General features: G+C 50.3%; 22 protein-coding genes, 2 tRNA genes and 3 rRNA genes. 15 read left to right on the top strand and 12 right to left on the bottom strand.

Annotated elements, in window-relative coordinates:
- Positions 1-23: 23 nt before the first annotated feature.
- From MTC_RS08725 to rrf (MTC_RS08715), 3 genes are all read left to right on the top strand, one after another.
- Positions 24-99: transfer RNA gene (locus MTC_RS08725), tRNA-Ala, on the top strand.
- Positions 100-398: 299 nt separating this feature from the next.
- Positions 399-3,325 (top strand): 23S ribosomal RNA (locus tag MTC_RS08720).
- 120 nt (positions 3,326-3,445) lie between these two features.
- Positions 3,446-3,567 (top strand): 5S ribosomal RNA (gene rrf, locus MTC_RS08715).
- Between the two features lie 100 nt (positions 3,568-3,667).
- Here rrf (MTC_RS08715) and MTC_RS08710 read toward each other — a convergent pair.
- Both MTC_RS08710 and MTC_RS08705 read right to left on the bottom strand, forming a co-directional pair.
- A complete protein-coding gene (locus MTC_RS08710) occupies positions 3,668-4,411 on the bottom strand; it encodes a carboxypeptidase-like regulatory domain-containing protein (protein WP_048189250.1) in 744 nt (247 codons plus the stop codon).
- Positions 4,412-4,473: 62 nt separating this feature from the next.
- Positions 4,474-5,712: a hypothetical protein gene (locus MTC_RS08705; protein WP_014406325.1), complete on the bottom strand. Its 1,239-nt coding sequence runs from the start codon at positions 5,710-5,712 to the stop codon at positions 4,474-4,476.
- Positions 5,713-6,011: 299 nt separating this feature from the next.
- On the opposite strand from MTC_RS08705, the gene rrf (MTC_RS08700) reads away from it, so the two are divergent.
- Positions 6,012-6,131: ribosomal RNA gene (rrf, locus tag MTC_RS08700) — 5S ribosomal RNA — on the top strand.
- Between the two features lie 91 nt (positions 6,132-6,222).
- Here the strand turns inward: rrf (MTC_RS08700) and MTC_RS08695 are convergent.
- On the bottom strand, positions 6,223-6,396 hold the full coding sequence (locus MTC_RS08695) for a hypothetical protein (protein ID WP_014406324.1): 174 nt from the start codon (positions 6,394-6,396) through the stop codon (positions 6,223-6,225).
- 259 nt (positions 6,397-6,655) lie between these two features.
- Here MTC_RS08695 and arcS point away from each other — a divergent pair, with 259 nt between their 5' ends.
- The 4 genes from arcS (at position 6,656) to MTC_RS08675 (ending at position 10,351) form a co-directional block, all read left to right on the top strand.
- Positions 6,656-8,443, top strand: coding sequence for an archaeosine synthase subunit alpha (arcS, locus tag MTC_RS08690; RefSeq protein WP_014406323.1), 1,788 nt, complete (start codon positions 6,656-6,658; stop codon positions 8,441-8,443).
- Positions 8,440-9,462, top strand: coding sequence for an archaeosine biosynthesis radical SAM protein RaSEA (locus MTC_RS08685; RefSeq protein ID WP_014406322.1), 1,023 nt, complete (start codon positions 8,440-8,442; stop codon positions 9,460-9,462). Before arcS ends, MTC_RS08685 begins: the two co-directional genes overlap by 4 nt.
- Before the next feature lie 62 nt (positions 9,463-9,524).
- Positions 9,525-10,028 (top strand): amino acid-binding protein, encoded by a 504-nt coding sequence (locus tag MTC_RS08680; RefSeq protein WP_014406321.1) that lies wholly within the window; start codon positions 9,525-9,527, stop codon positions 10,026-10,028.
- Between the two features lie 35 nt (positions 10,029-10,063).
- Entirely contained in the window at positions 10,064-10,351 is a 288-nt protein-coding gene (locus MTC_RS08675) for a hypothetical protein (protein WP_014406320.1), read from the top strand.
- On the opposite strand, the gene MTC_RS08670 is transcribed toward MTC_RS08675, so the two are convergent.
- The 7 genes from MTC_RS08670 to MTC_RS08640 form a co-directional block, all read right to left on the bottom strand.
- Positions 10,348-11,046, bottom strand: a complete 699-nt coding sequence (locus MTC_RS08670; RefSeq protein ID WP_014406319.1) for an HDIG domain-containing metalloprotein — start codon at positions 11,044-11,046, stop codon at positions 10,348-10,350. The genes MTC_RS08675 and MTC_RS08670 overlap by 4 nt on opposite strands.
- Positions 11,046-11,558, bottom strand: a complete 513-nt coding sequence (locus MTC_RS08665) for a transcription factor (protein ID WP_014406318.1) — start codon at positions 11,556-11,558, stop codon at positions 11,046-11,048. The genes MTC_RS08670 and MTC_RS08665 overlap by 1 nt, the downstream gene beginning before the upstream one ends.
- Before the next feature lie 67 nt (positions 11,559-11,625).
- Positions 11,626-12,708 carry an ATP-grasp domain-containing protein gene (locus MTC_RS08660; protein ID WP_014406317.1) on the bottom strand — a complete coding sequence of 361 codons (1,083 nt, stop codon included), beginning with the start codon at positions 12,706-12,708 and terminating at the stop codon, positions 11,626-11,628.
- 10 nt (positions 12,709-12,718) lie between these two features.
- Positions 12,719-13,255 carry a tRNA (cytidine(56)-2'-O)-methyltransferase gene (locus MTC_RS08655; protein ID WP_048189622.1) on the bottom strand — a complete coding sequence of 179 codons (537 nt, stop codon included), beginning with the start codon at positions 13,253-13,255 and terminating at the stop codon, positions 12,719-12,721.
- Between the two features lie 43 nt (positions 13,256-13,298).
- Positions 13,299-13,583, bottom strand: a complete 285-nt coding sequence (locus MTC_RS08650) for a DNA-directed RNA polymerase subunit L (protein WP_014406315.1) — start codon at positions 13,581-13,583, stop codon at positions 13,299-13,301.
- A 10-nt stretch (positions 13,584-13,593) separates the two neighbouring features.
- Entirely contained in the window at positions 13,594-14,157 is a 564-nt protein-coding gene (locus tag MTC_RS08645) for an exosome complex RNA-binding protein Csl4 (protein ID WP_014406314.1), read from the bottom strand.
- An 11-nt stretch (positions 14,158-14,168) separates the two neighbouring features.
- Positions 14,169-14,762 carry an METTL5 family protein gene (locus tag MTC_RS08640; RefSeq protein ID WP_014406313.1) on the bottom strand — a complete coding sequence of 198 codons (594 nt, stop codon included), beginning with the start codon at positions 14,760-14,762 and terminating at the stop codon, positions 14,169-14,171.
- A gap of 105 nt (positions 14,763-14,867) precedes the next feature.
- Between MTC_RS08640 and MTC_RS08635 the strand changes: the two genes are divergently transcribed.
- The 5 genes from MTC_RS08635 to MTC_RS08615 all read left to right on the top strand — a co-directional run bounded on the left by MTC_RS08635 (position 14,868) and on the right by MTC_RS08615 (position 17,618).
- The gene (locus MTC_RS08635; protein WP_014406312.1) at positions 14,868-15,320 is read left to right on the top strand and encodes a hypothetical protein; all 453 of its coding nucleotides are present in this window, start codon (positions 14,868-14,870) and stop codon (positions 15,318-15,320) included.
- Between the two features lie 76 nt (positions 15,321-15,396).
- On the top strand, positions 15,397-16,161 hold the full coding sequence (locus MTC_RS08630) for a peptidase MA family metallohydrolase (RefSeq protein WP_143767117.1): 765 nt from the start codon (positions 15,397-15,399) through the stop codon (positions 16,159-16,161).
- Between the two features lie 54 nt (positions 16,162-16,215).
- Complete coding sequence (locus MTC_RS08625) at positions 16,216-16,836, top strand: hypothetical protein (RefSeq protein ID WP_014406310.1); 621 nt, start codon at positions 16,216-16,218, stop codon at positions 16,834-16,836.
- A 110-nt stretch (positions 16,837-16,946) separates the two neighbouring features.
- Positions 16,947-17,348: a non-histone chromosomal MC1 family protein gene (locus tag MTC_RS08620; protein WP_014406309.1), complete on the top strand. Its 402-nt coding sequence runs from the start codon at positions 16,947-16,949 to the stop codon at positions 17,346-17,348.
- A gap of 102 nt (positions 17,349-17,450) precedes the next feature.
- A complete protein-coding gene (locus MTC_RS08615; protein ID WP_048189246.1) occupies positions 17,451-17,618 on the top strand; it encodes a KGG domain-containing protein in 168 nt (55 codons plus the stop codon).
- 179 nt (positions 17,619-17,797) lie between these two features.
- Here the strand turns inward: MTC_RS08615 and MTC_RS08610 are convergent.
- Positions 17,798-17,870: transfer RNA gene (locus MTC_RS08610), tRNA-Cys, on the bottom strand.
- Between the two features lie 128 nt (positions 17,871-17,998).
- Here MTC_RS08610 and sppA point away from each other — a divergent pair.
- Together sppA and pyrF are read left to right on the top strand one after the other, a co-directional pair.
- Positions 17,999-18,880, top strand: a complete 882-nt coding sequence (gene sppA / locus MTC_RS08605; RefSeq protein ID WP_143767116.1) for a signal peptide peptidase SppA — start codon at positions 17,999-18,001, stop codon at positions 18,878-18,880.
- A 43-nt stretch (positions 18,881-18,923) separates the two neighbouring features.
- Complete coding sequence (gene pyrF, locus MTC_RS08600) at positions 18,924-19,574, top strand: orotidine-5'-phosphate decarboxylase (protein WP_014406307.1); 651 nt, start codon at positions 18,924-18,926, stop codon at positions 19,572-19,574.
- Between the two features lie 57 nt (positions 19,575-19,631).
- On the opposite strand, the gene MTC_RS08595 is transcribed toward pyrF, so the two are convergent.
- On the bottom strand, positions 19,632-19,886 hold the full coding sequence (locus MTC_RS08595) for a hypothetical protein (protein ID WP_014406306.1): 255 nt from the start codon (positions 19,884-19,886) through the stop codon (positions 19,632-19,634).
- Positions 19,887-20,029: the final 143 nt, after the last annotated feature.

Here is a 20,029-nt window from a genome sequence, read left to right as displayed (position 1 = left end):
GGGCGTGCCAACGCCTTGAAAAGGGGCTTGTAGATCAGCAGGAAGATCGCCGCCTTTGCAAGGCGGAGGCCCTGGGTTCGAATCCCAGCAAGTCCACCAAAAACAAAAACAAAAACAAAAACAAAAAAATAAAAGAATATAAACGTTAAACTAATAATGTTGATCGCCCCTATAAGAGGGGCTTGTCAGTGCACCTACCCACCGCGTGGTGAGTGGGGAAGATGTTGATGCACAACAACGGGGACACGGCGTCGACGAATGATCCTCGACGAATGATCATCGACGAAGCGTCCCGGGTTGTGCGTGTGATGCTGTGTGTATGCGAGTCTCTGGACGTAAAATTGGATTGTAATTCACGCCTCGCACATGAGGCGTAGGTGTCACAGCGTATGCTAGTGTGTTTTGGCGTTGCTGTGCCATCCGGTGGATGGCTTGGCTCGAGAACCGAAGAAGGACGTGCCAAGCTGCGATAAGCCCGGGGGAGGCGCAAGGAGCCCCTGATCCCGGGATCTCCTAATGAGAACTCTCTCCCACAAAGGGAAGCCCGATAAGGGCTGGGAACGCCCCGAGTTGAAACATCTGCGTAGGGGCAGGAAAAGAAACCAAACTGGGATGCTGCTAGTAACGGCGAGTGAACACAGCAAATTAGCCTAAACCGAATCCCCCCTAGTAATAGGGGGGAGATGTGGTGTTGCAGGACCGGTCTTTTAGCCTGGTTGTTGTGAGGCCGACTCCCCTGGAACGGGGGGCCGTAGAGGGTGATAGCCCCGTGGCCGAAACAATAACAAGGTGTGACCGGGATCCTGAGTACCGTGGGCCGGAAACCTCGCGGGAAACCGGGGGACACATTCCTCCAAGGCTGAACATACCTCGAGACCGATAGCGTAATAGTAGAGTGATCGAAAGCTGAAAAGCACCCCGAAAAGGGAGGTTAAAAGAGCCTGAAACCGGATGGCTATGGAGCGATAGGGCATGAAAGGACCTCCCCGCCGAAGGAAGCACCCGCGAGAGTGTTGTACGAGGCGGGGTGCCAGTGTCCTATCGTACGTTTTGAAGAACGGGCCAAGGAGTGGGGCCCGGTGGCGAGGCTAACCCCACAGGGGGAGCCGTAGCGAAAGCGACAAGCCCGCAGGAAACGAGGGGCGGCGTAGGATTTGCGCGGAGTCACCGGGCCACGACCCGGAACCAGGTGATCTAGGCGTGGGCAGATCGAAGCGTAACGAAAGTTACGTGGAGGATCGTTAGCGGTACTGATATGCAAATCGTTCGCGTGACCCGTGTCTAGGGGTGAAAGTCCAATCGAACTTGGAAACAGCTGGTTCCTCCCGAAACATGTCGAAGCATGACCTCGCCAGAGGCGGGGGGCGAGGTAGAGCACCGATTAGGGGAGCCGGATGGGAGACCATTCGTCCTCTTGTCGAACTCCAAACTCGTCCCCACCAGAGAAGGCGGGAAGTCCGGGCTGGGGGGTAAGCTTCTAGTCCGTAAGGGAGACAACCCAGACCCGGGTTAAGGCCCCAAATTTGTCGGCTAAGTGTTAACACTGAAAGGCGTCCCAGGCCCTTGACAACTGGGAGGTGAGCTTAGAAGCAGCTATCCTCTAAGAAAAGCGTAACAGCTTACCAGTCGAGGTCTGGGGCCCTGAAAATGGACGGGGCTCAAGCCGACAGCCGAGACCCGGGAGTATCGAGAGATAACCTCGTAGGGAGGCACTCCGCGGGCGTGGAAGCAGGGCCGCGAGGTCCTGTGGAGCGCGCGGAGAAGAAAATCTTGGCACTAGTAACAGCATAGCACGGTGAGAATCCGTGCCGCCGAAAGGGCTAGGTTTCCTCGGCCATGATCGTCAGCCGAGGGTTAGTCGGTCCTAAGGCCAACCCTAACCTAGTTGGCCGAAAGGGAGACAGGTTAATATTCCTGTACTCTTCCACACACAAACCAACGTTTCCTGCCAGCACTGGCAAGCCCGTCAGCTTGTTCAAACACCATAGCACGTTGGAGGACCGTAACGGTGAGAAAACGTGTAAAGTGCGATGACGTAAGCAGTGTCACACAGGGAACCCGTGAAAAGGGAGTGGAAGACCCGTACCGAGATCCGACACAGGTGCCCCTAGTTAAGAAGACTAAGGCGTGTCGGCACACCCTGGCCAAGGGAATTCGGCAAGTTAGCCCCGTAACCTAGGGATAAGGGGTGCCTGCCACGAGGGTGGCAGGTCGCAGTGACAAGGGAGCGCTGACTGTCTAATAACAACATAGCTGATCGCCAAACCGAAAGGTCTAGTACGATCAGTGAATCCTGCCCAGTGCAGGTACCTGAAAACCCCGTCCAAGGGGAAGAAGGGCCTGTCAACGGCGGGGGTGACTATAACCCTCTTAAGGTAGCGTAGTACCTTGCCGCTTAATTGGCGGCTTGCATGAATGGATCAACGAGCGCTCCACTGTCCCTGGCCAGGCGCCGGTGAACATTACATCCTAGTGCAGAGTCTAGGGACCCCTAATGGGAAGTGAAGACCCCGTGGAGCTTTACTGCAACCTGTCATTGGGTTACGGCCGCCGGTGTGCAGCGTAGATAGGACCCGTCTGAAGCCCCCTCGCCAGGGGGGGTGGAGGGGCTGTTGAGACACTATCCTCCGGCGACTGCGACCCTAACCCTGGTGGGGACACTGATAGGCGGGCAGTTTGGCTGGGGCGGCACGCCCTCGAAAAGGTATCGATGGCGCCCTAAGGTCAACTCAACCCGGTCAGAAACCGGGCGTGGAGTGTAAAGGCACAAGTTGGCTTGACACGAAGCCGCACAACAAGGCTTCGTGAGACGAAAGTCGGGCTTAACGAACCAATGCGCCCTAAGTGTGAGGGCCATTGATGTCAGAAAAGCTACCCCGGGGATAACAGAGTCGTCGCCGGCAAGAGTACATATCGACCCGGCGGCTTGCTACCTCGATGTCGGTTCTTTCCATCCTGGCCGTGCAGCAGCGGCCAAGGGTGAGGTTGTTCGCCTATTAAAGGAGATCGTGAGCTGGGTTTAGACCGTCGTGAGACAGGTCGGTTACTATCTGTTAGGGGTGCAAAGGTGGCCTGAGGGGAAGTTGCTTTTAGTACGAGAGGAACAAGGCAACGGCGCCACTAGTCAACCGGTCGTCCGACAGGGCGGGCCGGGCAGCCACGCGCTAAGTTGTAAGGGCTGAAAGCATCTAAGCCCGAAAAACACCCTGAAAAAAGGCCACAAAAGGGTCCCCGTAAAAGACGGGGTGGATAGAGTTGGGGCGTACGCGCAAAGGCAACGATGCGCTCAACCCGCAACCACTAACAACCCAAACAAGCCAAAACACAACAAGACAAAAACACGACAAGACACGATAATTACAATCCAATACGCAAACCAAGAGACCCGCAAACACACAGCAAAACAACAAGGACAACCACCTCTCATGTTCAACACATGACTGGTTTTGGCGGCCAAAGCGGCGGGGAACCACCCGGACCCACACCGAACCCGGAAGTTAAACCCGCCCACGTACCAGGGAGTACTCGGGTACGCGAGTCCCCGGAAAACCTGGAACGCCGCCAAACCAACCAAAAACAAAAAAACACATCTAAAATAATTTTTTTAGCTGTCACAAATAAATATAGAATCGTCTCTGACTATCAAGCCAGAGAAGACGATACCACATTATGGTAAAACAACCATGTAGTCTATCAGGACGGTCTCATTGGGGCTAACGGTAATCTGAGGAAGGTTGCCCAACGGCTTATAATTATGGTAGAAAAATTGGGTTATCGGGGGCGAACCCATCTCACCAAGAGTACCGCTCATCTCGTATGTTACATTGGGCTCTACTTCCAGTAAGTAACTACCATCCCTATTTAAAGCCTTAGAGGTAATAGTATGGTCCTTGGTAGAGTTCAAGTTGATGTCGAAGATGCTCATATCACTTGTATTTCTACTTGGATCTGAACATGTCGCAAATCCGGTGCCCTCGATTGTTGACTTCGGAGTGGTTGTCAGATTAATATTAAAAGTATCCGACCTGTTATCTAGATATACAGGCCATATAGTATGCCGAAGGCCTTGATACGTAGCCGTAATGCTATAGGGTGTAGCGGGCGTTATATTTAGGGTATAAGCGCCATTATTGTCTGTAATAGTGTATAGATTGCCGGCTCCCTTGATGGATACTTTATCGTCCATAATGGTGTATAGCTTTCCAGCTCCGTTTATGGGTACTGCCTCGATAGCAGCACCGCTTACGGCCTTCCCGTCCAAAAAAACACGGCCGCTAGCGATGGGCGGCACAGTACTCGTATTATTGCCTGTAATAATGCCCGTATTTATACATCCACTTAATGAAAGAAAAACACCTATGCTGCTAATATAAATAAAAATAACGCAAATTGCGAATTTTTTGGTTCTCATTTTCAAATCGCCCTCCGCATCATGGATCGTTATAGTCTTTAATCACCTATATCACTAAACCCCTAAGATACATTGTTACCGCTCTCATGCGTGGACAGGATCTGACCGCTGCTCGGATAATTCATTGACAATCCTACTTGTGCATATTGGGAGCTCGTCTTATACAGGGGGATGAAAACATCCGCCGGATTACAATATGTGGACCCCTGGTACGCTCCTTCCTGTACAAAGTTTGAATTGGAATAGCAAACCGGGCACGGGTCACTGTGTAGGAACTCTACGTCCGGGTCCAAGAAGTCTATATATGTGCCACGAGTGGATAGATAGTTCACGTCAAAGGTTTTTCTGCGGGTATCCCCGTTTGCTGGATTATACAACGTTATTTTGTAGGTCGGGTGCCCAGAATAATCTGGGTTGCTGGGAATGTATTCAAACCTATATTCAATCGGTCCATTAACATTTTTTATCTGCATCTCCGGCATTGATTGGTCTTTACCATCTATAAACATGGACGGCCAGACGCTTCTTCCGTCCCACGAATGCTGTGCGATGATTTCACAAGTTTCTCCATTACTTCCAGCATTATTAAGATGGATTTCCACCTCGTGATAAACGGTCGTGCCATCACTCGGTGGAAGCGGGGTTGACGCAAAAGGATATGCTATTCCGTATATACATGATGGATAACACCATGGGTAACGCTGAACACGATAGTCTTCCCTTGACCAATAAAACGTACCTGAAGCAGTTTGTACAACGGTGGTTTGCATTGTGTTTTGTGACGTTGACAAAGGACTTATTTGTTCCTGTAGTACTGTCTGCGTTATAGCTTGGGTCTTAGCGATGAATTGGCTTTCGCTTAAATTTTCCAGAGACGTATCGAGCCTACCGGCTTTAATTAATTCATTTCTTTGCTCAATGAATGCCTTTTGGTCCGCTATAATCTTGTCTTTCCCAAGCTTATTATATTCGTCTTTTGTTACAGTTACGTTCCCATAAGGCGTATTAACCGTAACGACGTCTACTTGCGGAACGTTCTCAAATATCGGGGTGATAGCGCCGTTTGTTTGATAGTCTTTATTTAGCACGATTTTAGTATTATTCCCCTCGCCTACGAACATATCTTCACGGGCGGTTACATTTCCAAAGCCTGGAACGTATTTCGTTACCCATTTTAGGTCTGAAGTCTTTTTATCAGTTGTATTAGCGTTTACTGTACCCACGTTGAGAGTGGCCACAGTAATTAAGAGGACTACCATTATGACCATTCCCATTGTTCCTATTTTGATTTTCTTCAACATACTTTAACCTCCCTTGTTAGCGCCGCTTCTGGGAGGCTCAAGCAAGGCTTTATCTATGATAAAATCTTATCTCTCATTGCCTTCGGGTTCCTGGGATGGGTCTTCTCTGGACGGATTGGCCTGTCCCAGGATAATACGCTTATATAGCAACCTATTACTCATCAATATTTATAATTTCTCTCACGAACTGTTAACTGTGAAAATAAGACGTTAAAAGCTGAAAAGATGTACAGATAGCGATAACTAAAAAACAATTACAAATTTATCTGCTAATAATTATGGTCTTTTGATGTTGTGGTGTTGGCGGCCAAAGCTCCGGGGCCGCCAGGTCCTGCATCGAACCCGGAAGTTAAGCCCGCCAACGATCCATCGAGTACTAAGGTATGCGAGTCCTTGGGAAAAACGGAACGCCGCCAAACCAACAACAAAAACAATTCAAAAGATAACGATAAAATCAGCTAATTATAAAGTACATTATTATATGAGAATGAATAAAGTAGGAGGGAAGGCCTACTTCTTTTCCATCGCCTCTTTACCTTTCCTTATGAGCTCACGGACCTTCTGGCCACCCTTCTTTCCAATGCTCTCATAGTAGCCTTCGCCATACCTCTGCTTGGTGGTGGTCCCGCCTTTTCTTCCGGCTTCCCTTACAGTCATCTCTCCTTTGGTTTCCTTTCGTGCCATAGGATCGCACCTTAATATAATCTAAGCGCATATTCTATTGTATATTCTCCATGTAAATAACGGAAATAGGCTAATTTAGCAATCAATGGCGCAGATGATACCAAAATAATACCTGTATTATTAGCAAGTGCTGAATATTATAGGTTTTGGCTTATTATCCCTTTGTTTAAAAGCCATATGCTGTTCTGCCACTTAATTTTGAGCGTGGGAAAAGGTTATTTATACGAGGCGGTGATTTATCCCCTGAAGGTAGAGGCATTTGACGCGTTTCTTCGAGGTCACGCACAGGGATGGCGCGGCCAGGCTGGGCCGCATACTCATCAGGGGCGGGGTTGAGACGCCTTATATTGAGCGCACTCATGAGAGCATCATGGTTAATGAGGGAAATGCTTTGCTGCATGAGCAGATTTCGTGCGCCATTGATTCTGTTAATATTTTGCCATACATTGGGCTGCCTTATCATGCGCCCAAGGGGCTTATTAACTTTTTTGCGCCATTAGCGCGTGATAAAATGGAAATGGAGGCGCCGGTTGGCGTCGTGGTACACCCGGACTGGCACGTTGAGGGCGCCGACGTGTACGTCATGGCGGGCGCCAGGGCCATTGAAGGTGATGCCAGGGCCTTGCTGGATAGCATTATAAAGATTAGGGCTTCGTCAAAGCCCGATACTGCCTTATATGTGCCCGCGCTTGCGACGCCTGAAAACCTTTCCCTGCTTATTTATCTTGGCGCTGACATCGTCGATGATGTCCTTACCACTGCTAAGGCGTATGAAGGCCTGTATTTGACCCAGGACGGGGAGTTTTCGCCTGGCGAGCTTTTCGACCTTCCTTGTAGCTGTGAGGTGTGCCGTAATAATACTCCAGAGGGGCTGAGGTCCATGCGGGCGAAAGAACGCTTCGAGCTGCTGGCTAAGCATAACTATTTAAGGCTTGAGGAGGAGCTGAAGCGGGTAAAGCTTCATATTCGCAGGGGCATGCTTAGGGAGTACGTGGAGAAGCAGTGCCGCTCAAGGCCGTGGCTTACTGCCCTGCTTAGGCTGGCGGATGCTCAATACGATTACCTGGAACAGCGTACGCCCACCTATCGCTCTTCTAGAATGCTTGCTTGTTCTGCGGAGTCGCAAAACAGGGTGGAAGTGAGGCGTTTCGCCCAGCGGGTGAAGGAGCGTTTCAGGTCGAATGGGGATATACTCCTCATCATCCCATGCTCGGCGAGAAAGCCGTATTCGGCCTCTCAGTCACACATGGCGCTGGCGAGCGCGCTAGGGAAATATAAAAATTATGTACACGAGCTGATTTTAACGTCGCCATTGGGCGTCGTGCCGAGGGAATTAGAGCTAGTTTATCCTGCCGCACACTACGACGTGGCAGTCACGGGCGTCTGGGACCTCGAGGAGCGCCAGTGGGTGTCCGGCTGCCTGCGAGACTACCTGGATACGCATAGCTTTAAAAAGGTCCTGGCACACGTAGACGGGCCATATGTTGAGGTTTGCAAGCAGTCAGGCCACGAGATGGTATTCACGTCAAGAGGGCGTATAACGAGCGAGGAATCGCTTTTAAGCCTTGTGGAGCACGTCAGGGCGGCTGTGGACGAGCTGGGCACGAAGCCGAGAAGCGCGAAAGATCTGATGTTGGACTTGTTCCGCGGCATGGCAGACTACCAGTTTGGGGCGGGCAATGGTGAGCTTCTGGTGCCAGAGGATGCCACTGTCAAGGGCAGATACCCGAGGTACGCGCTGTTCGGTGGCAGGGAGCAGCTTTGCTCGATTTCGCCCGACTATGGGTCGCTTTCGCTAACGCTGGAGGGCGCAAAGAGGATGAGGCTTGAGCCTGACTATGAGGTCACAATAGGCGATTTCGTGCCGAAAGGCAGCGTACTGGCCCCGGGGATAATAGGGGCAAGCCTCCAGATAAGGCCGGGCGATGACGTGCTCGTAAAGGGGCCAAAGGCAATAGGCGTTGGAAAGGCTAAGATGAGCGGCTACGAGATGGTAGGGTCAACAAGGGGCATGGCAGTAGAGCTAAGGCATGTGGAGAGGCTATGATGGAAAATTTGGGAGAAGCCATGATGGAAATTCGCAGGCGTCAGAGGATGAGGCCTCGCATGCCGACGGAGCTGGTCGGCTTCTGGAAGGGGGAAGACCTGCTGGATGGCAAGCCTGTGCGGTCTAATACCATCGTCTTCAGGACGAAGGGCTGCTACTGGGCGCAGAAGGGGGGCTGCACGATGTGTGGCTACACTTATGATGCCGCAGTCACGCCTCCTACTGCCGATGACCTCATAGCACAATACCGCTCGGTAGAGAATAGCATAGATGGCAAGGTCGTCAAGCTGTTCACATCGGGCAGCTTTTTAGATAAGGGGGAGGTGCCCGAGAAGGCGAGGGATGAGATCCTGTCAAGCCTTTCGAAAAAGGCCAGCAAGGTAATCGTGGAGACAAGGCCGGAGTTCGTCACTGATAAGGCTCTTGAGGAGGCTAAAAAGTACGTCGAGCGCCTCGAGGTCGCCATCGGCCTGGAGACGTCTAGCGATAAGATTCGCATAGAGTGTATAAATAAGAACTTTCTTTTCATGGATTTCGTTAAGGCCAGCGAAACGGCAAAAAGGCATGGCGTTACCACTAAGGCATACCTGTTGCTTAAGCCTCCTTTCATCGACGAGAAGGATGCGCTGGACGACATGGTTAAATCGGTGCTGGATGCGGCCCCATATGCGGGCACCATATCGATTAACCTTTGTAATGTTCAGCGTGGCACTATCGTGGATGAGCTTTTTAGGAAGAAGGCTTATAGGCCTCCATGGCTTTGGACCATTGTCGAAATAATTAGGCGGGTACATGGAAAGACGGGGGCCATTATAATGTCAGACCCTCTGGCAGCGGGCTCACCCAGGGGGCCTCATAATTGCTATAGGTGTGATCATGCGTTCGCTGACGCTATAAGGAAATACTCCATCACCCAGGATGTCTCGGTTTTTGATGGATTGGGCTGTGAGTGTCGCCTGACCTGGGAGAAGGTTTTAGAGCTTGAAGCCTGGACATTTGGGGCGCCCTTGCTCTATTAACGCTTCTTTAAACAACCTTTATTATGTATCGCCTTCAAATATTCGTAAAGAAGGTTATGGGTATGTGGAGCAAGATCACCGGCAAGTTCAAGGGCATGCCCTCACAGGAAAAAGTTGTAAGGCTATTGCTGGAGCGGGGCTTCCAGGTCGATGAGCATGGCCATGTGGTATCGGGCAAGATAGAGATCCCTCACACGCAGATCGCAAAAGAGGTTGGAGTAGACCGACGCGTTGTGGACGCGACCACCGAGATGATCTTGAAGGATGAGGAATTGAAGCGCATTTTTATGAATATCCACTCGATAGCATCTTTCAGGGATGTCGCCCCGCTTATAGGGCTGGGCGTCATCATAATAACGCCGGATAACGCCCAGAATATAGGCATAATAAGCGAAGTGACCGGGGTCATCGCCAAGTTCAACCTGAGCATAAGGCAGGCGGTCACTGACGACCCGTTTTTTACGGATGACCCAAAGATGACGGTCATAACTAACGACGTGATCCCGGGAGAGCTTGTCAGCGAGCTTAGGAAGGTCAAAAGCGTAAGGAGCGTTACAATACAATAATTATATTTATATTTTGGCCGGTATAGCTTATCTATATGTACGAGAAGCTGGAAGAGATACAGAAAATCACGGTAAGCGGGAAGGCTTTTCCAGCCCGGGGCGATAGGCTTGAGATCAGGGATAGGATTCTTGAGAGGATCAAGTCTATAGCGGGCAAGGACAGCATAAAGCGCCTAACGCCTATCCAGAATCAGGGCGACCATAAAACGCAGGATATAATCTTCGTTTTGGATGACAACGAATACCTGGCCACTTTAAGGTATGACAATGAGATGACCGAAGGGGCCGTGGAGAGCCTGAGCAAGCACGCCAAAAAGTGCTAGGCTGGCGCCGCAACGCCTTTTTCTTCCAGGTAGCGCGCCGCCTTTTCGCTGTCCTGCCCGAACATCTCGACTGTAATGCCATTCTCCATCCTCATCCTGTAGAGCAGGTCAAAGCCTTTTAAAAGCCCATCCAGGCACTTTTCAACGTTTTTCAAATCGCCGCAAGCCTTTTTTAGCATCTTTTCATTTACCCTGACGACGTCGGGCTTGAACACCTCAAAGTGCATCTCTATCAAGCGGTCCACTGAAGACGGGGACCATTTTTGGCTGGCCATCTTTATGGTATCCTTGATAGAGATGCGCTCACTACTGCCTATCAGGTTGTCGGCGTGGCAGACTATCTTTTCCTCGATAGACTTTGGCACGTAATCCCTTGGGGGTAATCCCAGCTTTTCAGCCTCTTCCGGCGTCAGGCCGGCGCCGATATGCCGCTCTACTATGTTAACGACGCGCTCATCTACGCCTTCTTTTCTCAAAATCTCAGCGCCGACTATAGCGTGATCTATGCCGTGAGACCTCGTGCGGCCTATATCGTGCAGGAGCGAGCCCACTTCTACCAGGCTCCGATCACAGGAGGCCTTTTCCGCAATCTCCATAGCGTAGTCGTGGACGGCCCAAAGATGGTCCATTAAGCGCTTATCTGCCCCATATTTTTTTAAAAGGTCCAGGGCATCCTTTTTTGTAAGTGCTATCATTATCCAATCATTTGCTTAAGCTTCTCAAGCCTGCTCTCGATGGCCTGCTTTTCCATCGCATTATCATAATAGGTCATGGGGGTGCCATCCACCGGGCACGTAAAGTTAGTATCAACGGCGTAGTCGAATAGTATCCTGTGCGGAGGCTCTGCCGAGCAAATATAAAACTCGTTATTCTCGAACTCGAGGCGCCTTTCCAGCTTTCTTACGAGCTTCTTCGTCTCGTTCTTAAGCATGTTCTCGGCGTTACCCAGGTCGAGCTTCCACAGGTATGTCAGCCAGCCACTATCCTTATCCCTCTCCCGCCTATAAATGGCGAGGTGGTTTTCGTATAAGATGTATAGCGTTTTACGGACCAGGTTGAGGTTTATTCCGCTTATCTCGGCGACCTTTTCATCCGTCAGCTCTTTGTCGGGAGCCTTTTCAAGTATTTTTTCTATTATTTTTATTCCGTCGTCCCCAACTAGCTTGTGTAAATAGCCGCTTATCGCCTTGTTCTCAAGAACAGACACGATTTCACCTTGCTGGAAATTAAATTTTGAGTGCTTATAATGTTTCAATGTATGTTTATATATTTTATCAGGTTTTGTATGCCCTGGCCGTGTACAGGCTCTTTTTTACGAAGCCGAGCCTTTCCTTGAGCCTGCCAATCGCCTCGCCCCTGGTCCTGCCAGCCCCCATTATCGTACATATGGCCTCCCCATTCTCGTACACGTTTCCAGGCTTTGGCACATCCGCTATCATGGGCTTGAGCAGGCTCCCCCTTACCACCGTGTGCCTACGGGCGAACAGTATGGCTTTAGCGCCGTATCGCCTTATGCGATATTCGTGCAGCTTACCGTTTATGGCGTCTACGTGAGCTTTGAAAAGGTTTTCTCCTGTAGCTAGCTCTACGGAGTCCACTGCGCCAGTAAAACGCGGGTTGACCTCAAGCACCATTGGGCCGTCCTTATTCACTATAAAGTCTATGCCATTATGGCCGACAAGCCCCAGCGCAGGCACAAGCTCCCTCGCAATGTCGAACATCTGCCGCTTAAAGCGGGTCTCATATGGCGTTACATTTCCGCAATACCCGAACTCGCGGCACTGTCCCAGCCACTTTTTGCCCACGAGTATCTCGTTCACCGAGATGGGCATCGCCTCGCTGCCCGTGGATAGCACCGACACGCTTAGAGGCTTACCCTCCACGTATTCCTGCAGGAAATACTCGTCGCCATCGGGTAGCATCGACTCATCTTTTACCAAAAAATTCTTAACCCCGCCTCCTCCCTTAATAGGTTTTGCGACGCATGGAAAAGCAATGTCCCCTTTCTTCCTGAATATGCGAGGATGCGGCAATCCCAGTTTATTCAGCTTTTCGGCCAGCCAGACCTTGTTTATCACGTCCCTGGCCACCTTAGGGTCATTACCGAGCACCAGCGAGGCTGGCAGGTCCAGGCCTTCAAAGCCAGAGCCTAGGACGACATAGTCTACGTCAAGATGGTCAAGCCAGGGCCTTATATCAGATGGCAGCTCACCGCTAAAGGTAAAGTTCTTCTCCACGCACCTCAAAAGGTCCAGGTCGTCATAATGGCTTAAAGAGTAGACCTTATAGCCTGCCCTTCTGGCGGGGCACGCCATTACGCGAGCGTTATAGCCGACCACGAGGATTGACGGCGCCATCGACACACCTTTATTGCTTCCTGACCACGCTTTTGCCATGCTCGCTCGGCATTATCATGAGCTCGCCACCTTCAAAAGCCCTTTCAAATTCCTTGCCATCCTGCAGCCAGTCCAGGAATAGGGCAAGCGCGGCTATCTCTGAGTGGGGCTGGTTACCCACCGCTATATTATAGTCTGCCAGCCCATAGACATCGCCTGGAACCTTCTCCGCCCCCACCACAACCATGATATCCTTCACCCTATACTCCTCCCTCAGCTTGCCTATACGCTCTGGCATGTTTATGCCATACATGGTCAAATGGACGACGACGCCGCCCGCTTCTTTCCATTTCTTTATGGCGGAGCGGTAGCTTACGCCGGTTTTCACCCAGAAATCGCCGCCCCAGCTCTTGACTACGCCTTCTATGCTCCCGGCCACGGACTTATCACTAGAGGTAAGAAGCATCCCGCTCGCGCCCAGCGCCCTTGCGGTTAGCCCAACATGGGTGGTCACCCTGGCGTCCCTTTCTGGCCTGTGTCCCAGGCGTAATACCACGATCTCGCTCATAAGCATCACAAAAAACGGTCAAAAAATAGATAAAAAGGCTCAATTAGAACGCCTTAGCCTTCTGTGAGAACAGCTCCATGAAGGCCTCACATTCGCCTGCCAGGCCCTTAGCGGCCTTCTTGATGGCTTCAATCGGGTCCTCAGAGCCAGTCGTCCTGACGAAGAGGACCGGGTTGCTTATCCCTGGAAACTCTATGTCATACGTAGCGACCTTGACATCCTTATCATTGAGAAGCGAAGCCTTCAATGCGTTCAAAAGCGTGTGGTCCTCGCCCTTTATCTCAAGCTCGATCTCCGTATCAGTCTTCTTTAGAACCTTGACATCCATAAAAACCACCTTATATTATGCCCTTCCCATAATCTGAAGAGAGCTTTCTGGTCTCCCTCTTCTCGCACTTCGGGCACTTAAGCCTATTGCCCTCCAGGACCAGCGTTACCCTGCATCTCTGGCACTGGGAGGTCAAGACGCCCAGATTCTTATCCACTGTAGATAGGCGCATGTTCTTAGTGTCTATCACCTTCGCCTTGACTATATCCTGGTAGCCGAACTCCCTCGATAGGTCCTGGACGTAGGAATCCTTGACGTTGGATATGTGGATAGCCGCCTGCGTGTTGCCCGCTATCTCACGGTCCAGGTGGCCCTTGATGCGGGAAAGCTCAACCAGGGCCACCGAGCCCTTTATGTCCGTGACGCGTCCTATGACGATGTCGCCTTCCCTGGGCGTGGGCGGGGTATTCGTTACCGGCTCCACGGATACGCTCCTTTCCTTCTTATTGTATACGACCCTTCCAGTAGTAACGGCGTAGATGTTACCTTTATCTTCATAAGTGCCCTTTCCCGGAATGAACTCTTCTGAAGTCCCTATCATGTCTCCGGGTATGACGAATTCTCCTTCTGGCATGTTCTTCCCTGCTATTTTCTTATTATCCTGTACAGCTCGACATTTATTAATGCTATTTCTTTCCTGTGAAATTTAAAGGTATGCCGCATTGGAAACTTCAGGGCGACGATATCCGTTACTTCCCCCCTGCCATCGATGTAGCCCCTTATAAAATCGGCAGAGCCTGCATTATGTATCGAGTAGATGACGCTCCCGATTTCGAGGGCCTTATCAAGAAATGGCCTATCGCTCCCTTTTTCCTGCGCTCCAAAGGGGGGATTCATTACCACCGTATCGAAACGCCCGCAAAAGTCTCTCACGTCGCAGCAAACCCATTCTATTTCCACGCCGAGCCGCTTTGCGTTTTGCTTTGCTATCTTTAGCGCACCTATATCGCTGTCAATGCCTATAATCTTTTTTGTTCCGAGAAGGCCTGCCCCGATAGCCAGTATGCCCGTGCCGCACCCCAGGTCTGCCACAGTGCCCATTAGGTCGCCATTCATGTACGCAAAGTATAGCAGCTCGGCTGCCACCACCGCTGGCGTGGCATACTGCTCGCGCCTCACGTCTGGAGACCTGAAGCCTTCAACCTGCTCGAGTAGCATTTCCAGCTTTCTTTTTTTCATGTGCACTCGCATCATAAGTCATTTTACCCATATTTTTATTTTTCTCAGGTGCCGCCATTTCTTCGGCTTATATTCTTATCTTGCCTCCTTGTACTGGCTAATAGTATGGTGAATTTTAGATTAGCCCCGTTGGCGCTTGTCGCCATTGCCCTCATCTTTTCTTTAGGCTTTATGAGGATGAGCTATCCCCCTGTGCTGACCGAAGCCGATAATAATAGTACCATCGTGGTATCGCAGGGCACGCTTATTGAGATAAGGCTTCATGAGAGGCCTGCCAGCGGTCTCATATGGTGCATCGAGGCTTCGGATGGGCTGGCGCTGGAGCGCGATATCGCCCTCCCTTCTTTCCCCGACCCAATCGTATCCATCCGCCACATGGTAAAAAACCCCTATGGTATACGATGTTTCGACATAAGGGCGATAGGGCGAGGCCATCAAAATGTGACGTGCACGCTCGAAAGCCTGCAAGGAAGGCCTATAGAAAAATTCGTCCTCCACGTAGAGGTAGAAAAATCTGATGTTAGTCCCACGGCCGTTAAATCTTGCATGACAGAATAAATAAAATGAGATACTATGGCTAATCATGAGACGCTGGATGGCATTTACCTGTATTTTTTTAATCCTAATGGCAGGTATGGCAAACGCGACGGCCCTGGGAGAAAAGACCAGGCACTTCGAGATTTACTATTCTGATGCCTTGCCCGATAGCGGGTATAGCGATGTCGGCCGGACACTTGAGAACGCCTATAGCGAAATAAACGGATACATGGGCGCCTGCCCCGATTCTATCAAAGTGCTGGTAGTGGGCAAGAAGACTATGGACAAGGTTGGGGAGCACGTCGAAGCCTTTTCGGCGTGGAATACGAAGTCAAGCACTATCGTGCTCCGTGAGGAGACCCTGAAGGATAAGAACTCCCTGAGAATCGTTGCAGAGCACGAGATATGCCACCTGGGCCTAAATAATATCCTCGCGAATAAGGATTCCAGGGAATTTTCGTGGATGGAGGAGGGCATTTGCATGGTCTTCTCGAAGGAGCCGTTCAGCGACGTGAAGGTCTCAAAATTCATTATGGGCAAAGGGTTCTTGACGCCCGCCGAAATAGCTAAAGCGGTCGATAGCGAGGACTATAGCATTTCTAAGAACGGCTACCTGCAGTCATATAGCCTGGTCAAGTTCATGGTGAAAAAGTTTGGGGTTTCGGCTGTCATTAGCATGCTGAAATGCCCTGAGACGGACTTCGAGAAGGCTTTCATTTTGTGCACCGGGCTGGATTTTGGCACGTTCTATAGGCAGTGGCAGGCATATGTGAAGAGCATTGCCACCGGAGGCCAGGAAGCCTTAGGGCCAGCCCCCGCTTATTTAAGCTTTGACCTATACATGGAGGATTGCACTGCCTAGTAAAATATATGGGGTCACAGGTGATAGAATAGATGGCCTGCGGCCCTGATATTTATGATCACCATAGTTTTCTCGCACAAGACCTATTCTGATAACAAGCTGAAAATTAAGAGGATAATCAAGAAATATGGCATGTCATGGGATGACAGGAAGAGCGGCTGGGTGAATGAGGCCACCGGCGACGGCGTTTATATAGATAAGAGCGTCATCGAGATGATAATGGAGGACACCTTCACAGAAAACCAGCCGATGACATTGTTCGTCGAATCCAAAGACGAGGCCTTTTTAAAGGAATTAGAGGCCATGTGCAGGGAGCTTGGCGGACAGTTCATACGTGGCGGAGCCACGCCTGTCAGGCCTCCGGCACAAGCCGCACCGGCCAAAAAAGTCGCGTTTCCCGCTCCGCATAAGGATATTTTTATGAGGCTTAACATGAGGGATGCCTCTAGTTGCACAACTCCTGAGCTGCGGCAGAAGGCATACGAGGACCTGAAAAATATAAGCGGTCGGTGGGAGCGCAGGAAGAAACAGCTTCTCGCCGAATACCAGAAAATGGGGCTGAAAAAGAGCACGATTGACTCCATGCTTCAGCGTGAGGAGATTGCCTTCAGGAAAAATAATGCGTGCTGGGTCACCGGCGAGTTTCCCGCTGATGGCGGGCAAAAGGCAGAATAGCCTTTTTCGTCCCTAAACTAAGCGCTAGCTTTTTAAGCTATTAGATGAAAGGTAATATATTTCGGCATAATTCCCCCCGTTTTTCGTAGCATAGACAAAAATCGTTATATATGAGCCGGTTTCATACGTATGCTTTAGAGGAGGCCAAAATTACGGCAGACAGAGAGAAGAAAAATTTTGGATTGATCAATGAGAACGGTGAAGAAATAGGCACTTACAGCGGCGCACAGCCCAGAGACGCTGCCCTTAAGGCTGCAAACAGGGGCATTACTAACATAATACTAAGGGAGAAGGGCACAAAGAAGCTGCACTATTTCCTGGGAAAGAGGGAGCTCGTTCCCGTGCCAAAGAGCGCGCCAGCCTGGATTAAGGAGGCCGCGAAGGCGAGGGGCGGTAAGATATATAAGGCGAACGTCGAGAAGCTAGGTACGGCAACCTTGCAGTACAGCGAACTTGACAGAAACCCGAAGGAGCTATTTAAGCTGCCCAAGTCAAAGTCGCCCAAGAAATAAATCATAAAGCACACATTTCTTTTTCCTTTTTTTAAGTTTCTCTCGTTTAATTTGGCATATTCTTATAAACCCGCTGGTAGATTTTCTTTATAGTGATAATCTATGGCCAAAAAGGAATCGAAAGGAGAGATCAGTGTTAGAGAGGCAGGAAGACGCGGTGGGACTACCACCAAGGAGAGGCATGGCCCCGAGTTTTACAGGCAGATCGGGCATAAAGGTGGCCAGAAAGTAAGGGAACTGATCGAGCGCGGGAAAGCCTCTGAAAAGTGAGCTTCGTGCTCATTGGTAGCTTTATTAATCGGACCCGTCTTCTCTGGTTTGCCTTTAACCAGCATATGGCAGGAGCCCTATTTGGCTCTTGCCCTTCAAACCTATTTTTGGCTTTTTTCTGTGGCAAATGGTTCTTCTATATGATAAGAAACACAATGACATCCACAAAAAGTACATGATGCAGGGAGAGAGAGTTGAACTCCCACAAAACGGATCTGCAGTCCGCCGCATTAGCCGCTCTGCCATCCCTGCATCCAGCATGTAAACCAAGGAAAGCACACATCAATATGGCGTACTTACAAATATATTTTTCTTTGACGCGATAATAATATAAAAACATTTATTATTTATATTAGCTATTAATTTTATTGGGTGATGAGTTGGATAAAGACGCGTTGCTATTATTCAATAAAAAGAGCAGGCCATGGATGGTGGCCGCCTTTCTGTTTATTTTGACGCTCGTGGTGGCCGTGGCGTGGGTGGCTTATGCTGGAATGATGCACAGGCCGGCTTTGCCTGAAGACGCGGCAAGGATACTAGGAATGGGCAAACAGGACAAAATAGCGGTCATATACGTAGAAGGGCAGATGGTATCCGACAAGTCCACAGACGCGGCCGCTGGCTCCGCATTTTCTAGCGACGTCGTGAAAGCTATGAGGGCGGCAACAGACGACCCTGACGTTAAAGCCATCGTTCTTCGAGTAAACTCTCCAGGAGGCACGCCAGTCGCAGCAGAAGAGATAATATCACAGATGAAGAAGACTCGAGCGGTGAAGCCCATAGTGGTCTCAATGGGGGATATAGCAACCTCGGCCGCCTACTATATCTCATCCCAGGCTGACCGAATAGTCGCAAATCCTGACACTTTCACGGGCAGCATAGGCGTAATATGGGTCTTTAAGAATAAGTCGAAGTACTATGACGAAGGAGGCGTATCCTTCTATGTCGCTAAGACTGGCAACTATAAGGACCTGGGGTCAGACTGGAGGGGCCTCACGCCTGGCGAGAAGGAATACGTGAATGCCATAATTGAAGAAAGCTATAACAGGTTTGTCGAGAACGTGGCAAAGGGGCGAAACCTATCGGTGGAAGACGTGAGGAAGATAGCAGACGGAAGGGTGTTTACAGGCGCAACGGCTAAAAAGATGGGGCTAGTGGATGAGCTTGGTGGCCTCTATGACGCGGTCGCCCTGGCTAAAAGCCTGGGCAACATAAAGGGAAGGGCCGTAATAGCCTATATGAATGAGCCTGCTGCCAAATAGCATGGGTAAGCATAAATATGCAAACATACATGTAAAGTGTTGAATGCCGCTCGTACCCCGATCAAGGCTCATAGTAGCGCTGGATTTAATGGACGGATATGAGGCGCTATCGATAGCCGAAAAGCTAGGAGGCATCGCTGATGCCATCAAGGTCAACTACCCGCTTATACTGTCAGCGGGCCTGGACATCATCAAGGACCTGAAAAAGCATGGGAATGTAGTCGCCGATTTTAAGGTGGCGGACATACCAAATACGAATAGCCTCATTTGCGCTCAGGCCTTTAAGGCAGGGGCGGACGCCATAATATGCCATGGCTTTGCCGGAAGCGATAGCGTTAAGGCTTGCATAGATGAGGCAAGCAAGTATGGCTGTGAGGCTTACGTCGTTACGGAGATGAGCCATCCGGGCGCAGTCGAGTTTTTACAGCCACACGCATTCGAGCTAGTCGAGCTAGCCCGCAGGGCAGGGGCATCGGGCATAATAGCCCCGGCCACGAGGCCAGAAAGGCTGGCAGATATACGGCGCAAGGCGGGCAAAATGAAAATACTGGCCCCGGGAGTTGGCGCGCAGGGTGGCGAGGCGCGAAGGGCCATAGATGCAGGGGCGGACTTCATAATCGTGGGTAGAGGCATATATGGAGCCGACGACCCATATGAAGCGGCACTAGAATTCATAGAGCAGCTTCGCCGATGATGAAAAAAGGCTTCTGATACATGATGAGCCCTATGAGTCCTGAGGCGTTGCAAAATATCACATAAAATATTTTATATAGATAAGGCCTATTGTCAGCAGTACGCCGCATGCGAGCAAAAGCAGGTCGATGCCCCCATATTTTTTATAAAGGTGGCGATGCCTGGGCTTATCCAGCTCAAGCTTAATAGATAAGATGGAAAAGGCGATGAGAGCGATAGCGGTGGGCAAATCTAGCGTGGCCTGAATCGAAAAGGCGGTTTGCTTATCCAGCACGCCCTTTGCAAGCATCGTGGAGATGACGATGATGGCCACGTATATGACAAGCAGCCCGCCGGTTATTTGCCTTGCAACCTCAACGCCGTGCCTCGATACTATAATATAATCACCAATATAATAAAAATCATCTCTGTTCTTATACCTTGCTTATCAACTTATCGAAAAATGTGGCAAAAAAC

It is taken from the genome of Methanocella conradii HZ254, assembly GCF_000251105.1.
Taxonomy (GTDB): Archaea; Halobacteriota; Methanocellia; order Methanocellales; family Methanocellaceae; genus Methanocella; species Methanocella conradii.
Note: the sequence above shows the minus strand (reverse complement) of the source record. Positions and strands in the feature narration are given on the sequence as shown.

What these genes read in the sequence shown, in the direction of transcription:
- MTC_RS08615 (WP_048189246.1), top strand. Translation starts at nt 17,451, where the DNA reads ATGGCCAAAAAGGAATCGAAAGGAGAGATCAGTGTTAGAGAGGCAGGA.
- pyrF (WP_014406307.1), top strand. Translation starts at nt 18,924, where the DNA reads ATGCCGCTCGTACCCCGATCAAGGCTCATAGTAGCGCTGGATTTAATG.
- MTC_RS08650 (WP_014406315.1), bottom strand. Translation starts at nt 13,583, where the DNA reads ATGGATGTCAAGGTTCTAAAGAAGACTGATACGGAGATCGAGCTTGAG.
- MTC_RS08680 (WP_014406321.1), top strand. Translation starts at nt 9,525, where the DNA reads ATGTGGAGCAAGATCACCGGCAAGTTCAAGGGCATGCCCTCACAGGAA.
- MTC_RS08710 (WP_048189250.1), bottom strand. Translation starts at nt 4,411, where the DNA reads ATGAGAACCAAAAAATTCGCAATTTGCGTTATTTTTATTTATATTAGC.
- MTC_RS08670 (WP_014406319.1), bottom strand. Translation starts at nt 11,046, where the DNA reads ATGATAGCACTTACAAAAAAGGATGCCCTGGACCTTTTAAAAAAATAT.
- MTC_RS08685 (WP_014406322.1), top strand. Translation starts at nt 8,440, where the DNA reads ATGATGGAAAATTTGGGAGAAGCCATGATGGAAATTCGCAGGCGTCAG.
- MTC_RS08620 (WP_014406309.1), top strand. Translation starts at nt 16,947, where the DNA reads ATGAGCCGGTTTCATACGTATGCTTTAGAGGAGGCCAAAATTACGGCA.
- MTC_RS08645 (WP_014406314.1), bottom strand. Translation starts at nt 14,157, where the DNA reads ATGCCAGAAGGAGAATTCGTCATACCCGGAGACATGATAGGGACTTCA.
- MTC_RS08625 (WP_014406310.1), top strand. Translation starts at nt 16,216, where the DNA reads ATGATCACCATAGTTTTCTCGCACAAGACCTATTCTGATAACAAGCTG.
- MTC_RS08635 (WP_014406312.1), top strand. Translation starts at nt 14,868, where the DNA reads ATGGTGAATTTTAGATTAGCCCCGTTGGCGCTTGTCGCCATTGCCCTC.
- MTC_RS08655 (WP_048189622.1), bottom strand. Translation starts at nt 13,255, where the DNA reads ATGAGCGAGATCGTGGTATTACGCCTGGGACACAGGCCAGAAAGGGAC.
- MTC_RS08675 (WP_014406320.1), top strand. Translation starts at nt 10,064, where the DNA reads ATGTACGAGAAGCTGGAAGAGATACAGAAAATCACGGTAAGCGGGAAG.
- MTC_RS08630 (WP_143767117.1), top strand. Translation starts at nt 15,397, where the DNA reads ATGGCAAACGCGACGGCCCTGGGAGAAAAGACCAGGCACTTCGAGATT.
- MTC_RS08695 (WP_014406324.1), bottom strand. Translation starts at nt 6,396, where the DNA reads ATGGCACGAAAGGAAACCAAAGGAGAGATGACTGTAAGGGAAGCCGGA.
- MTC_RS08640 (WP_014406313.1), bottom strand. Translation starts at nt 14,762, where the DNA reads ATGAAAAAAAGAAAGCTGGAAATGCTACTCGAGCAGGTTGAAGGCTTC.
- MTC_RS08660 (WP_014406317.1), bottom strand. Translation starts at nt 12,708, where the DNA reads ATGGCGCCGTCAATCCTCGTGGTCGGCTATAACGCTCGCGTAATGGCG.
- MTC_RS08705 (WP_014406325.1), bottom strand. Translation starts at nt 5,712, where the DNA reads ATGTTGAAGAAAATCAAAATAGGAACAATGGGAATGGTCATAATGGTA.